Raw genomic sequence first — 13,861 nt, forward strand, 5'->3', positions numbered from 1 at the left:
AGTATCGGCAGCGAATCTGAAGGCAGTCTGAAGCTGGCCTGCGGGGCGCCCAACGGCAACGCTGGAAAAACCAACAGCGGATCGACGGTTTTTTTGCTGAAATGCCCGTTCTTCCGCCCGGCACATGGAGATTCGATGAGCGCGCAACTCAAGCCCGGCCTGATGGTCATCCACGGTAACCACCCGGAAGACCTGCGCGACCTGCTGGTGCAGTGGATGAGCCTGCATCCGCTGGCGCCGCTGGAGAACGAGGTGATCCTGGTGCAGAGCAACGGCATCGCCCAGTGGCTCAAGCTCGCGCTGGCGCGGGACGTGGAGGAGGGCGGCTGCGGCATCACCGCGGCGCTGGACGTGCAGTTGCCGGCGCAATTCCTCTGGCGTGCCTATCGCGGAGCGCTGGGGCGCGAGGAGATTCCCGAGGTTTCCGTGCTCGACAAGGCGCCGCTGACCTGGCGCCTGATGCACCTGTTGCCGACCCTGCTGGAACGCGAGCAGTTCCAGACCCTGCAGCGCTTCCTCGCCGACGACGCCGATCTGCGCAAGCGCCACCAGTTGGCCGAACGCCTGGCTGACCTGTTCGACCAGTACCAGGTCTACCGCGCCGACTGGCTGGAGGACTGGAGCCTAGGCCGCGACCAGCTGCGCCTGGCCAACGGCACGGTGCGCGAGCTGGACGAGGACAACCGCTGGCAGGCCGAGCTGTGGCGGGCGCTGATCGACGAGGTTGGCGCCGATGGACTGGCGAGCAGCCGCGCCGGGGTGCACCGACGTTTCCTCGATTGCCTGGAAGCCGCCATCGAACGTCCGAAAGCCCTGCCGCGCCGCGTCGTGGTGTTCGGCATCTCCGCCATGCCGGCGCAGACCGTCGAGGCGCTGGCCGCGCTGTCGCGCTTCGCCCAGGTACTGCTCTGCGTGCACAACCCCTGCCGCCACCACTGGGCCGATATCGTCGCCGACAAGGACCTGCTGCGTCACGAATACCGCCGCCAGCGCCGCCGCGCCGGCACGCCGGAACTGCTCGACGACGACCACCAGCACCAGTACGCACAGCCGCTGCTGGCCGCCTGGGGCAAGCAGGGGCGCGACTACATCAACCTGCTCGACCGCTACGACGACCCGGAAAGCTACCGCAACCAGTTCGACGCCGGGCGTATCGACCTGTTCAGCGACGACCAGCCGACCACGCTGCTCGGCCAGTTGCAGGACGACATCCTCGAACTGCGCCCGCTGGCGGAAAGCCGCGAGCACTGGCCGCCGGTCGATCCGCAAGACGACCTGTCGGTGCGCTTCCATGTCGCCCACAGCGCGCAGCGGGAAGTGGAAATCCTCCACGACCAGTTGCTCGCCCGCTTCGACGCCGACCCGGCGCTGCGCCCGCGCGACGTGATCGTCATGGTGCCGGACGTCAACACCTACGCGCCGCACATCGAGGCGGTGTTCGGCCAGTTGCCGCGCGATGATCGCCGCTTCATCCCCTACACCCTGGCCGACCAGGGCCAGCGCGGCCGCGAGCCGCTGCTGGTGGCGCTGGAACACCTGCTGCGCCTGCCGGAAAGCCGCTTCGCAGTGAGCGAAGTCCTCGACCTGCTGGACGTCGCCGCCCTGCGCGCGCGCTTTGGCCTGTCTGATGCCGACCTGCCGCTGCTGCGCCGCTGGATCGATGGCGCCGGCGTGCGCTGGGGGCTGGATGGCGCGCAGCGCGAACGCCTCGGCCTGCCCGCCGCCGACGAGGCGAACAGCTGGCGCTTCGGCCTGCGGCGCATGCTGCTCGGCTTCGCGGTGGGCGAGGGCGAGGCGTTCCAGGGCATCCAGCCGTATGCCGAGATCGGCGGGCTGGATGCCGCCGTGCTCGGCCCGCTGGCGAATCTGCTGGCGGCGCTGGAACGCACCTGCGACGAACTGGCCGGCGAAGCGACGCCGGAGCAGTGGGGCGAACGCCTGGGCGAGTTGCTGGAGCGCTTCTTCCGGGTCAGTGATGAACATGAAGAGCTGCTCCACCAGCAATTGCTGAAGCTGCGCGATGGCTGGCTGGAGACCTGTACCCATGCCGGCTTCGCCGATCCCGTGCCGCTCTCGGTGGTGCGCGAAGCCTGGCTCGGCGGGCTGGATGCCGGCGGCCTGAACCAGCGTTTCCTCGCCGGCGCGGTGAGCTTCTGCACCCTGATGCCGATGCGCGCCATTCCGTTCCGGCTGGTCTGCCTGCTCGGCATGAACGACGGCGACTACCCGCGCCAGCAATCGCCGCTGGACTTCGACCTGATGCGCAACGACTACCGCCCCGGCGACCGCTCGCGGCGCGAGGACGACCGCTACCTGCTGCTGGAGGCGCTGCTCTCGGCGCGCGACCAGCTCTATATCAGCTGGGTCGGCCGCAGCATCCGCGACAACAGCGAGCGGGCGCCCTCGGTGCTGATCGGCCAGTTGCGCGACCACCTCGCCGCCGGCTGGAAGCTGGCAGGCGACGGTAAGCTGCTGAAGGCCCTGACCCGCGAGCACCCGCTGCAACCCTTCAGCCGCAACTACTTCGAAGCCGAGGTCGAGGGCATCGACGGACTCTTCACCTACGCCCGCGAATGGCGCGAAGTGCATCGCGAGGAACTGCCGGCGAGCGGCGAGGAACCGCTGGCGCCGCTCACCCTCGACGCAGCCATCGGCCTGCGCGTGCTGGCCGACTTTCTCGCCAACCCGGTCAATGCCTTTTTCGTGCAGCGCCTGAAGGTGCGCTTCGGCGAGGAACAGCTGACCGGCAACGACGAGGAACCCTTCGAGCTGAATGGGCTGGAAAACTGGCAACTGCAATTCGAACTGAGCGAGCGCATGCGCCCGTGGGTCGAGCAGGACTGGCAGGCCGAGCGTCTGTCGCAGCGGCTGGAAGATGAAGTCGAGCGCCTGCGCCGCGAAGGCCGCCTGCCATTGGCGGCGTTCGGCGACTTCTCCGCGCGGGAACTGGCCGCGCCGCTGCACGACCTGCTTGCCCGCTATCGCGAGCAACTGGACTACTGGGCCATTGCCGAGGAAGAGCAGCGCGAACTTGTCCACAGCCATGCGGGCGTCGAGCTGTCCGACTGGCTCGGCGGACTGCGCCGCAACGCCGACGGCCGTCTCGCCAGCCTGCAACTGATCAGCGGCAAGCTGCACGAAGGGCGCGGCTACAAGTGGCACACGCTGGTACGTCACTGGGTGCGGCATCTGGCCCTGCAACTCTGCGGCGAACCGGTGAGCAGCCTGCTGGTCGGCCTGACCGACACCCTGGAACTGCCGCCGCTGTCGACGGAGCAGGCGCGCGCCGAGCTGGACCGGCTGATCGATGCCTGGCTCGAAGGCATGCGTCGGCCGCTGCCGGTGGCGTGCAAGGCGGCGTTCGGCTGGCTGACCGCTGGCGAGGATGAGCAGCGCAAGCTGGGTGAGGCGGCCAAGCGCTATGACGGCGGCTTCAACCTCAATGGCGAGGCGGCCTCGTCGCCGGCGCTGGCGCGGGTCTATCCGGACTTCGCCGCGCTGAACGCCAGCGGCGAATTCGCCACCTGGGCCGAGGCGCTCTACGGTCCGTTGTACAACCTCCTGACCCGTCAGGACGACGCGGAGGACGCCGCATGAGCGCGCCCGTGCAACTCGACGTACTGGATTTCCCGCTGCACGGCAGCCGCCTGATCGAGGCCAGCGCCGGTACCGGCAAGACCTTCACCATCGCGCTTCTTTATGTACGGCTGGTGCTGGCCCACGGCGGCGAACAGGCGTTCGGCCGGCCCTTGAGTCCGCCGGAAATCCTGGTGGTGACCTTCACCGACGCGGCGACGCAGGAATTGCGCGACCGCATCCGCCTGCGCCTGACCGAGGCGGCGCATTGCTTCGCCGAGCCCGAGGCGAAGCACGACGGCCTGCTGGTGCAGTTGCGCGACAGCTATCCCGCCGAACGCTGGCCCGGCCGCGCGCGCCTGCTGCGCCTGGCCGCCGAATGGATGGACGAGGCCGCCGTCTCGACCATCCACAGCTGGTGCTATCGCATGCTGCGCGAGCACGCCTTCGACAGCGGCAGCCTGTTCACCCAGGACCTCGCCGCCGACCAGAGCGAGCTGCTCGCCGAAGCCGTGCGCGACTACTGGCGGCGCAACTTCTACCCGCTCGCACGCGGCGCGGCGAATGCCGTGGCGCACTGCTGGTCCGGCCCCGAGGCACTGGCCCGCGCGTTGCAGCCGCTGCTGGCGCAGCAGGAAGCCGGCTTCCGCTATGCCGACCGGCCGCTGCTGGCGCCGGAGTCCCTCGCTGCGTTGCTGGAGCAGACCGGCGAGTGGTACGCCAATCGCGATGCCGCCGAAACCGGCGCCCGCGAAGCCTGGAAAGCCGAGCGCGAGGGGGTGGAAAAACTGCTGCACGACCTGCGCCCGCACCTCAACGGCACCAGCTATCGCGGCAAGGACGACGACGCCACCTTCGCCGGCTGGCTGGAAGCGCTGGCCGCCTGGAGCGAAGGCGGCGCTGCGCCGGACAATCTCGGCAAGTTCGGCCAGACGCGGATCAAGCTCAAGGGCAAGGCCACGGTGCCGGAACACCCGGCGCTGCAGGCTATCGATGCCCTGCTGGAGCTGGACGGCGATTGCCCGAATATCGCTCCCAGCCTGCTGCTGCATGCCCTCGGCGAAGTGCGCGCGGCGCTGGAAGCGGAGAAGCAACGCCGCGCCGAACTCGGCTTCGACGACCTGCTGATCCGCCTCGACCGCGCCCTGGCCGGCCCCGGCGGCGGGCATCTGGCCGAGCGCATCCGCGAGCAGTTCCCGGTGGCGCTGATCGACGAATTCCAGGACACCGACCCGCTGCAGTACCGCATCTTCGAGCGCATCTACCGCATTGCCGACAACCCGCCGGACCTCGGCCTGTTCCTGATCGGCGACCCCAAGCAGGCGATCTACGCCTTCCGCGGCGCCGATATCCACACCTACCTGCGCGCCCGCGCCGCCACCGCCGGCCGGCACTACACGCTGGGCACCAACTACCGCTCCACCGTCGATATGGTCGCGGCGGCCAATGGCTGCTTCGCCTTCGCCGAAAAGCACGAGCGTGGCGCATTCCGCTTCGCCGACGAGACGGGCGAAAACCCGGTGCCGTTCCATGGCGTCGAAGCCAACGGCCGCGATGAGGTGCTGGAGCTCGACGGACAGCCGGCGCCAGCCATGACCTTCTGGACACTGGACAACGACGGTCAGGTGGTCGGCTCCACGCTCTACCGCAAGGAAATGGCTGCCCGTTGCGCCAGCGCCATCCGCGACTGGCTCACGCTCGCGCAGCAGGATCGCGCCGGATTCCGCAAGGAAGGCGGATTGAAGCCGCTGCGCCCGGCGGATATCGCCATCCTCGTGCGCGGCCGCAGCGAGGCCGAGGCGATCCGCAACGAACTGGCGGCGCGGCGGCTGTCCAGCGTCTACCTGTCCGACCGCGACTCGGTGTTCGACAGCCCGGAAGCCGGCGACCTGCTGCACTGGCTGCGCGCCTGCGCCGATCCCGGCGATGACGGCGCCCTGCGCGCCGCGCTGGCGACCCGCAGCCTCGACCTCGACTGGCAGACGCTGGAGCGGCTGAACCAGGACGAGCGCTTCTGGGAAGACACCGTGCTGCGCTTCCGCGACTACCGCGCGCTGTGGCAGCAGCAGGGCGTGCTGCCGATGCTGCGTCGCCTGCTCGCCGACTTCGCATTGCCGGCGCGCCTGCTGCGCCAGGCGGACGGCGAACGCAGCCTGACCAACCTGCTGCACCTGGCCGAATGGCTGCAGCGCGAGGCGGTGGAACTGGACGGCGAACATGCGCTGCTGCGGGTACTCGCCGAACAGCTGGAAAACCCGTCCAGCGAGGAAATCCTCCGCCTGGAAAGCGACGCCGACCTGATCAAGGTGGTGACCATCCACAAGTCCAAGGGCCTGGAATATCCGCTGGTGCTGCTGCCGTTCATCTGCAGCTGGCGCGAGCTGGACGGCAAGAGCGCGACGCCGCCGAGCTTCCAGGACGGCGATGCGCGGGTGGTCGAGCTGTCCCGCGACAAGGATCTGGTCGCCGCCGCCTTCGACAAGGCCAACGACGAACGTCTCAGCGAGGACATGCGCCTGCTCTACGTGGCCCTGACCCGCGCGCGGCATGCGGTGTGGCTGGGCATGGCGCCGCTGGTATCCGGTAACGCCAAGAGCCCCGGTTTGCACAAGGGCGCGGTCGGCTATCTGCTCGGCGGGGGCGTGGCGCTGGCGGTGGAGGATATCCACAAGCGTCTCGAAGACCTGCAAACCGGTTGCACAGCCATCGCCATCGAACCGGCGCCGTCGGTGGATGAACAGCTGTATGTCGCGGAAGAGGCGGGCGCGCTGGGCAATGCCCGCGAGCCGCGTCGCCGCGTGGCGGAGAAATGGTGGATCGCCAGTTACTCCGCGCTGGCCGCGTTGGCGGTGGAGGGCGACGAGGACGAAATCCTGCCGCCGCCCGCCGCCGACGAGCCGACCAGCGCCAGCGAGGACCTGCTGCGCGAGAGCGTGCTGGAAGAGCGCCACGAAGCCGAGGCGCTGCCGGCGCCGGGCAGTCTGCATGCGTTTCCGCGTGGCTCCAATCCCGGCAGCTTCCTGCATGGCCTGCTGGAGTGGGCGGCGGACGAGGGCTTCGCTGCGCTGAGCGATGACGCCATTCGCGACCAGATCGCCCGGCGCTGCCGGCTGCGTGGCTGGGAGGAATGGATCGATCCGCTGAGCGACTGGCTGCCGCGTCTGCTGCGTACCGATTTCCTCCTGCCCGATGCGGCGCCGGTGCGGCTGGCCGGTCTTGCCAGCTACCAGAAGGAAATGGAGTTCTGGTTCGCCACGAAGCAGGTCGACAGCCGCCGCCTCGATGCGCTGGCCCGGCAACACACGCTGGGCGGCGCGGTACGGCCGGCGCTGCAACCGAACCAGTTGAACGGCATGCTCAAGGGCTTCATCGACCTGGTGTTCGAACACGAGGGGCGCTACTACGTGGCGGACTACAAATCCAACTGGCTGGGCGCCGACGAGGCCGCCTACGACCGCGAGGCGATTCGCGGCGCGCTGCTGGCGCACCGTTACGACCTGCAATACGTGCTCTACCTGTTCGCCCTGCACCGTCTGCTGCAGGCGCGGTTGGCGGACTACGACTACGACCGGCATGTCGGCGGCGCCCTCTACCTGTTCCTGCGCGGCAGCCAGTCGGCGACTCAGGGCCTGCATTGGGAGAAGCCGCCGAAGCAGTTGATGGATGAGCTGGATGCGCTGTTCCGCCATCTGGAGGTGCCGGCATGAAGGCCGTGGAAATGCTCGACCTGCTCGGCCAGTGGGCCGCACGTGGCTGGCTGCGCGAGCTGGATCGCGCCTTCGCCGCCTTCCTCGCCGAACAGGCGCCGGATGCCGACCCGCTGCTGATTCTCGCCGCCGCATTGGCCAGCCATCAGCTAGGGCGCGGGCACGTCTGCCTCGACCTCGCCGCGACCCTGGCCGACAGCCGCTTCGCCCTGTCGCTGCCGCCGGAAGGGGAGAATGAGAAGGACGCGCCGACACTGCCCGGAGCGCTGCTCGATCTTATCGACCTTACCGGCTGGCAGGCTGCGCTGAGCGATGCGCGACTGGTGGCGAATGGTCCGGGCAATACGCCGCTGGTGCTGGCCGGCCGCCGGTTGTATCTGCGTCGCTACTGGCAGTACGAGCGCGACGTGCGCGCCGGTATCGATGCGCGGCTGCGGCGGGGCGAGGAACTGCGCAGCGCGCTGCCGGAAGCGCCGCTGCGGCAGGCGCTGGATGCGCTGTTCCCGGCGAAGAAGGATGCACCGACGGACTGGCAGAAGCTGGCTTGTGCGCTGATGGCCGGCAATGCCTTCGGCATCGTCACCGGCGGCCCCGGCACCGGCAAGACCACCACCGTGGTGCGCCTGCTGGCGCTGCTACAGAGCCTGGCGCTGGACGGCGGCAGGCCGTTGCGCATCCGTCTGGCCGCGCCGACCGGCAAGGCGGCCGCGCGGTTGAACGAGTCAATCGCCGGGGCGGTGGATCGCCTGGATCTTTCCGCGCTATCCAATGGCGAGGCGGCGCGCGAGGTTATCCCCACCGAAGTCACCACGCTGCACCGCCTGCTCGGCAGCCGTCCGGACAGCCGCCAGTTCCGCCACCACGCCGGCAACCCGCTGGCGCTGGACTTGCTGGTGGTGGACGAGGCGTCCATGGTCGATCTGGAGATGATGTCCGCGCTTCTCGCCGCGCTGCCGCCGCGCGCCCGCTTGATCCTGCTCGGCGACAAGGACCAGTTGGCCTCGGTGGAAGCCGGCGCGGTGCTCGGCGAACTGTGCAGCCGCGCCCGCGAGGGCCACTACCGGCCGCAGACCCGTGACTGGCTGCAACAGGTGACCGGCGAAAGCATCGACACCGCGCTGATCGACGAGAGCGGCACGCCGCTGGATCAGGCGGTGGCCATGCTGCGCCACAGCCATCGCTTCAAGTCCGACAGCGGCATCGGCCAGCTTGCCGAGGCGGTGAACGCCGGCGACGTGGCGGCGCTGAAGGCGGTGTGGAAAAGCGGCTACGCCGATCTGGCGAGGGTCAGCGTGGATGCCAGGGATTCGCGGGTGCTGCGCGATCTGGTGGTGGATGGCGGGCGCGGTGGGGACATGTTCGGGCCGGTCGGTTATCGGAATTACCTGCTGGCCGTTGCCAGGCAACCGAGGCCGGAGGATGGCCCGGAAGTCTTCGATGCCTGGGCGGGAAAGGTGCTCAAGGAGCACGGCGAGTTCCAGCTGCTTTGCGCGCTGCGCCGTGGTCCGTGGGGCGTGGAAGGGCTGAACCAGCGGATCACCGAGCTGCTGCATGGCGAGGGGCTGATTCCATCTGCCCATGGCTGGTTCCTCGGCCGTCCGGTGCTGGTGACGCGCAACGATTACGGCCTCGGGCTGATGAACGGCGATATCGGCATCACCCTGGCGCTGCCGCAGACCGTCGATGGCGTGACCAGGCTGGTGCCGCGCGTGGCCTTCCCGGCTGGCGATGGCACGCAGGGCATCCGCTGGATATTGCCGAGCCGCCTGCAGGCGGTGGAGACGGTATTCGCCATGACCGTGCACAAGTCCCAGGGCTCGGAATTCACCCACGCGGCGCTGCTGCTGCCGGACAGCCTCAACCCGATCCTCACCCGCGAACTGGTCTACACCGGCATCACCCGGGCGCGGAAGTGGTTCACCCTGGCCAGCAGCGGCGGTCGGGTGCTGGAGCCGGCGATCGAGCGAAGGGTGCAGAGGGCGAGCGGGTTGCTGGAGGGGTAGGGCGGTCATGGGTATCGCTGCGCTCAACCCATCCTACGGTAACTTCGGCGCAGGGGGCAGAATGTAGGAGCAACTGTCTTGCATCGTCATGATGCATCCCCCTCACCCTAACCCTCACCCTCAGGGAGAGGGGACTGTCCGGAGTTGCCGGCTGGCATGGTGTACCACCTCACACCGTCGCGCCCCCTCTCCCTCCGGGAGAGGGTTGGGGTGAGGGGATCGCAACACCGGAGTATCCGTAGGAAGCGGACCATGTCCGCGAACGCCGGCAACGCAAAAGCTTCGCGGGCATGGCCCGCTCCTACGGAAGTTCGCCCCACGGCCAATCGTGGGGCCATGCCCGCGATCATTAGGTGCTGGCACGCCTCAGCCGCTCTATGGTGCGGCCCGGCATCATCTTTCATGCCAGCCATGATCGCCGGCGCGACTTTTTAGAATTGTCTTATGGGATAAGGCCGGGCGCTCCGTCACGCTGTCGGCCATGAAGCTCCGACGATTTCTTCACCCACTCGATACGTCGTTTTCCACTCCGCAGGCGCTGCGCAAGTTGCTGCGCGTGCTCGCCTGGGCGCTGCTGTTGTGCCTGGTTTCCACGCAGAGTTTTTTTCTCAACGAATCCTTCAATAGCGAGGTCTCGCGCCATCGCCGACTGATGAACGCCTCGATGTACGAGGCGCAGCTGTTTCTCTACCAGCGCGAGTCCCTGCTGGAGCACCTCGGCCGTGGCGTGATGTTCGGCAGTGGCGACAGGCCGATAGCATTGCCGTTCCTGAGCGAGCCGCTGCCGCCGCATGACTACGTGACCGTCGCCCTTGGCGATGCCGCCGGGCGCAGCCTGTTCCTTTCCGGGCGTGACCTGCGGGAGCTGCGCGAGAAGAATCTGAGCCTTCTGTACGTCGCGCCGGGCCCGGCGGCCACGGTGTCGCGCCTGTACGATTCGGTCGCGCTCAATCCGGTGGTGCCCACGGCGGTGCTCGATGCCCTGCACCGGCCCGGCACCGAGGCGGAGCGGGTCGGGGTGCGCTGGCTGGCCGATCCGACGGATGCCAAGGGGCGGCTCTATCTGTTCGTGCGTGTTTCCACGCTGCAGGAGGCCGGCTGGCTGGGCCTGGAGCTGAGCAATGCGGAGCTGACCGCGGCCTTCGACGACAGCGCCGCCGGCGACTACCTGCTGCTCGACCGGCAGCACCGGGAAATTCTCGGCAGCGACATGACGCCCGGTCTCGGGGAGCAGTTCAGCGCGTTGTGGCAGCACGACACCTTCGCCTTCAGCCGCTCGGGAGCGTTCTCCTGGAACCTGGCGCTGCTGGTGCACCTGGGCAATTCGAAGTGGACGCTGATCCGCTATGTCGACCTGTCCACCCTGCTGGCGCCGCTGTGGCCGCGCATCCTGCTGTCGCTGCTGCTCAGCCTGGCCGCCGGCGGCATGCTCTGGGGACTGTGCCGGCGCATCGAGCGGCGCCTGATCGAGCCGGACCAGCGGCGCCTCGATGCGCTGGTGGACAGCGAGGCGTTTTCCAGCACGGTGATCCAGACCGCGCCGGTGGCGCTCTGCGTGCTGCGCCGCAAGGATGGCGAGGTGGTCATGGAGAACCGCCTGGCGCTGCACTGGCTGGGGGAGGGCGAGCAGCGCCGGCGCTGGAGTCACGCCTGGATCGCCAGGGCCTTCGACGGCGAACCCGGCGGCGCCACGGAAGAACTGGAGCTGGCCGGCGGCCGGCATCTCCACCTGAGCTACGCGCCGACCCGCTACAAGGGCGAGGACGTGCTGCTCTGCGCCTTCAGCGACATCAGCGCGCGCAAGCAGACGGAGGCCGCGCTGGCCGAGGCCAAGCTCACGGCGGATGCGGCGAACGCGGCGAAGACGCTGTTCCTGGCGACCATGAGCCACGAGATCCGCACGCCCCTCTACGGCGTGCTCGGCACCCTCGAACTGCTCGGCCGGACCTCCCTGGACGCGCAGCAGGCCGGCTACCTGAAGGCCATCCAGCGTTCCTCGTCGACGCTGCTGCAACTGATCGGCGATGTGCTCGACGTGTCGAAGATCGAAGCCGGCCAGCTGGGGCTGGAACTGGTCGAGTTCTCGCCCATGGAGCTGCTCGAAGGCGTTCTCCAGTCCTATGCGGCGGCGGCGCGCAGCAAGGGGCTGCAATTGTATGGCTGCAGCACTCCGGACCTGCCGCGGCTGCTGCTCGGCGATGCCACGCGCATCCGGCAGATTCTCAACAACCTGCTGAGCAACGCGCTGAAATTCACCGACAACGGCCGGGTCGTGGTGCGCGTGCGGGTCGAGCGCCGCGAAGGCGAGCGGGTCACGCTGGTGTGGCAGGTCGCCGATACCGGCATCGGTATTTCCACCGAGGCGCAGCGCTACCTGTTCGATCCCTTCTTCCAGGTCGGCGACCATTCGCGCATGGCCGGCGGCACCGGGCTCGGCCTGTCGATCTGCCTGCGCCTGTGCAACCTGATGAACGGCCGCCTGCAGGTGGTCAGCGACGTCGGCCTGGGCAGCAGCTTCACCCTCAGCCTGCCGCTGCAGGCGCTGCCCAGCCCGGCCGAGGTGGAGCCGATGCTGGCCGCGACGCCGGTGTGGGTGCACTCGCCGGTACGCGAGTTCTCCGAAAGCACCTGCGGCTGGCTCAGCCTCCACGGTGCGCGGGCGCTGGTGGTGTCGCCCGGTGGCCTGATCGAGGACGGCGAGGATGCGGTCCTGGTGGACGTGCGCTTCGGCGGCGAGGACGACGACCCGCTGCCGGACTGGCCGGGCTGCCGGGTGATCGTTTCCGAGCGCGGGCATGACTTCCCGCAGCGCCAGGGCTGCGACTGGCTGGTGGGGCGTTACAACATGGCGGCGATCCTCCAGGCCGTCTCCCTGGCCCAGGGCTGCAAGGAGGCAGAGCTGGTCCACGGCGCCGTCCTGGCGACCGAGCGCAGCCTGGGCATGCGCGTGCTGGCGGTGGAGGACAACCCGATCAACCAGCTGATCCTGCGCGACCAGTTGGAGGAGCTCGACTGCAGCGTCGTACTGGCCTCCAATGGCCTGGAGGCGTTGCGGCTGTGGCAGGACGGCGCGTTCGACGTCGTCCTGACCGATGTGAACATGCCGGGCATGAACGGCTACCAGCTTGCCCGGGCCCTGCGCGAGCGGGGCTGCCGCGTACCGCTGATCGGCACCACCGCCAATGCGATGCGCGAGGAAATCGAGCGCTGCCTGGCGTCGGGGATGAACACCTGCCTGGTCAAGCCGCTCGACCTGCACTCCCTTTACGGCTGCCTGAAACCCATCCAGATGGAGGCCCGCGAATGCTCCCCTACCGAATCCTGATCGTCGAAGACCAGGCCTTCCAGCGCGAGTACCTGCTGAACCTGTTCCGCGACCTCGGCGTGCGTTCCCTGGAGGCCGCCGAAGACGGTGAGGATGCCATGCGCCGCCTGCGCGAGCGCGATTTCGACCTGGTTCTGAGCGACCTGATGATGCCCGGCCTGGACGGCGTCCAACTGATCCAGCGGATGTCCGAGCTGCGCGAGCCGCCGCCGCTGGCGCTGATGAGCTCGTCGTCGCGGCGGATGCTCGGCAGCGCCTGCCAGGTGGCGAAGATGCAGGGCATCACGGTGGTCGACATGATCGCCAAGCCGGCCCTGCCGCTGTCCATCCAGCGCCTCATCGACCGGCTGGAAAACCGCATGGGGCGGCGCAGTCCCGGGACTCCGGTCGAACGCCCGGAGTTCAGCCGCGAGGAACTGTCGGCGGCGCTGCGCAATGGCCAGATGCAGGCCTGGTTCCAGCCGAAGCAGTCGCTGGCCGAGGACCGCATCGCCGCCGCCGAGGCGCTGGTGCGCTGGGTTCATCCGCAGCACGGCACGTTGCTTCCCGGCGTTTTCCTGTCGGCGCTGGAAGAGGCGGGCCTGGACGAGGAACTGGTCTGGAAGATGCTCGAACAGGCTATCGATGCGCAGAAGCTGTGGGCCGAGCTGGGCTGCCGCATACCGGTTTCGGTGAACCTGCCGACGCACCTGCTCGACGATCCGAGCCTGCCGGACCGCCTGCACGATTTCGTCGTGGCGCGCCGCGCGGCGCCGGCCGGCATCGTCTTCGAGCTGCTGGAGCGCAGCGCCACCAGCGAACCCGGCAACTACTACGCCGGCGCCTGCCGCCTGCGGATGAAGGGCTTCGGCCTGGCCCAGGACGACTTCAGCCAGGGCTACAGCTCGTTCTACAACCTGGTCTCGACGCCGTTCACCGAGCTGAAGATCGACCGCGCGCTGGTGCACGGCTGCATCGAGGACGAGGGCCTGGCCGCCGCCCTGGACAGCATCGTCCGGCTGGGCCGGCACCTCGGGCTGGAGGTGGTGGCCGAGGGCGTGGAGAGCGCCGACGAGCTGGCCATGCTGCGCCGGCTGGGCTGCGACCGCGCCCAGGGCTTCCTGATTTCCAGGGCGGTCGCGCCGCATCTGTTCGCCCAGCTGCTGATGGAGGAACGCCCGGCCCGTACACACTGAATGGCATCGGCTGGTCGGGTCGGTCGCCGAGCGGGTGTTCGACATCTACAGTCAGCACTGAAGCTCAGTGGCATT

5 protein-coding genes are annotated in these 13,861 nt (G+C 68.7%); all 5 read left to right on the forward strand.

Annotated elements, in window-relative coordinates; genetic code table 11:
* The first annotated feature begins 135 nt into the window (after nt 1-135).
* The 5 genes from recC (at nt 136) to JFY56_RS20950 (ending at nt 13,786) form a co-directional block, all read left to right on the forward strand.
* A complete protein-coding gene (recC, locus tag JFY56_RS20930; protein ID WP_208316076.1) occupies nt 136-3,597 on the forward strand; it encodes an exodeoxyribonuclease V subunit gamma in 3,462 nt (1,153 codons plus the stop codon).
* On the forward strand, nt 3,594-7,283 hold the full coding sequence (gene recB, locus JFY56_RS20935; protein WP_208316077.1) for an exodeoxyribonuclease V subunit beta: 3,690 nt from the start codon (nt 3,594-3,596) through the stop codon (nt 7,281-7,283). The genes recC and recB overlap by 4 nt, the downstream gene beginning before the upstream one ends.
* Nucleotides 7,280-9,286, forward strand: coding sequence for an exodeoxyribonuclease V subunit alpha (gene recD / locus JFY56_RS20940; protein WP_208316078.1), 2,007 nt, complete (start codon nt 7,280-7,282; stop codon nt 9,284-9,286). Before recB ends, recD begins: the two co-directional genes overlap by 4 nt.
* A gap of 481 nt (nt 9,287-9,767) precedes the next feature.
* Nucleotides 9,768-12,611 carry an ATP-binding protein gene (locus JFY56_RS20945; RefSeq protein ID WP_208316079.1) on the forward strand — a complete coding sequence of 948 codons (2,844 nt, stop codon included), beginning with the start codon at nt 9,768-9,770 and terminating at the stop codon, nt 12,609-12,611.
* Nucleotides 12,590-13,786 carry an EAL domain-containing response regulator gene (locus JFY56_RS20950; RefSeq protein ID WP_208316080.1) on the forward strand — a complete coding sequence of 399 codons (1,197 nt, stop codon included), beginning with the start codon at nt 12,590-12,592 and terminating at the stop codon, nt 13,784-13,786. Before JFY56_RS20945 ends, JFY56_RS20950 begins: the two co-directional genes overlap by 22 nt.
* Nucleotides 13,787-13,861 lie beyond the last annotated feature (75 nt).

Origin of the sequence: Pseudomonas schmalbachii (assembly GCF_017589465.1) — a bacterium.
GTDB classification, from domain to species: Bacteria; Pseudomonadota; Gammaproteobacteria; order Pseudomonadales; family Pseudomonadaceae; genus Pseudomonas; species Pseudomonas schmalbachii.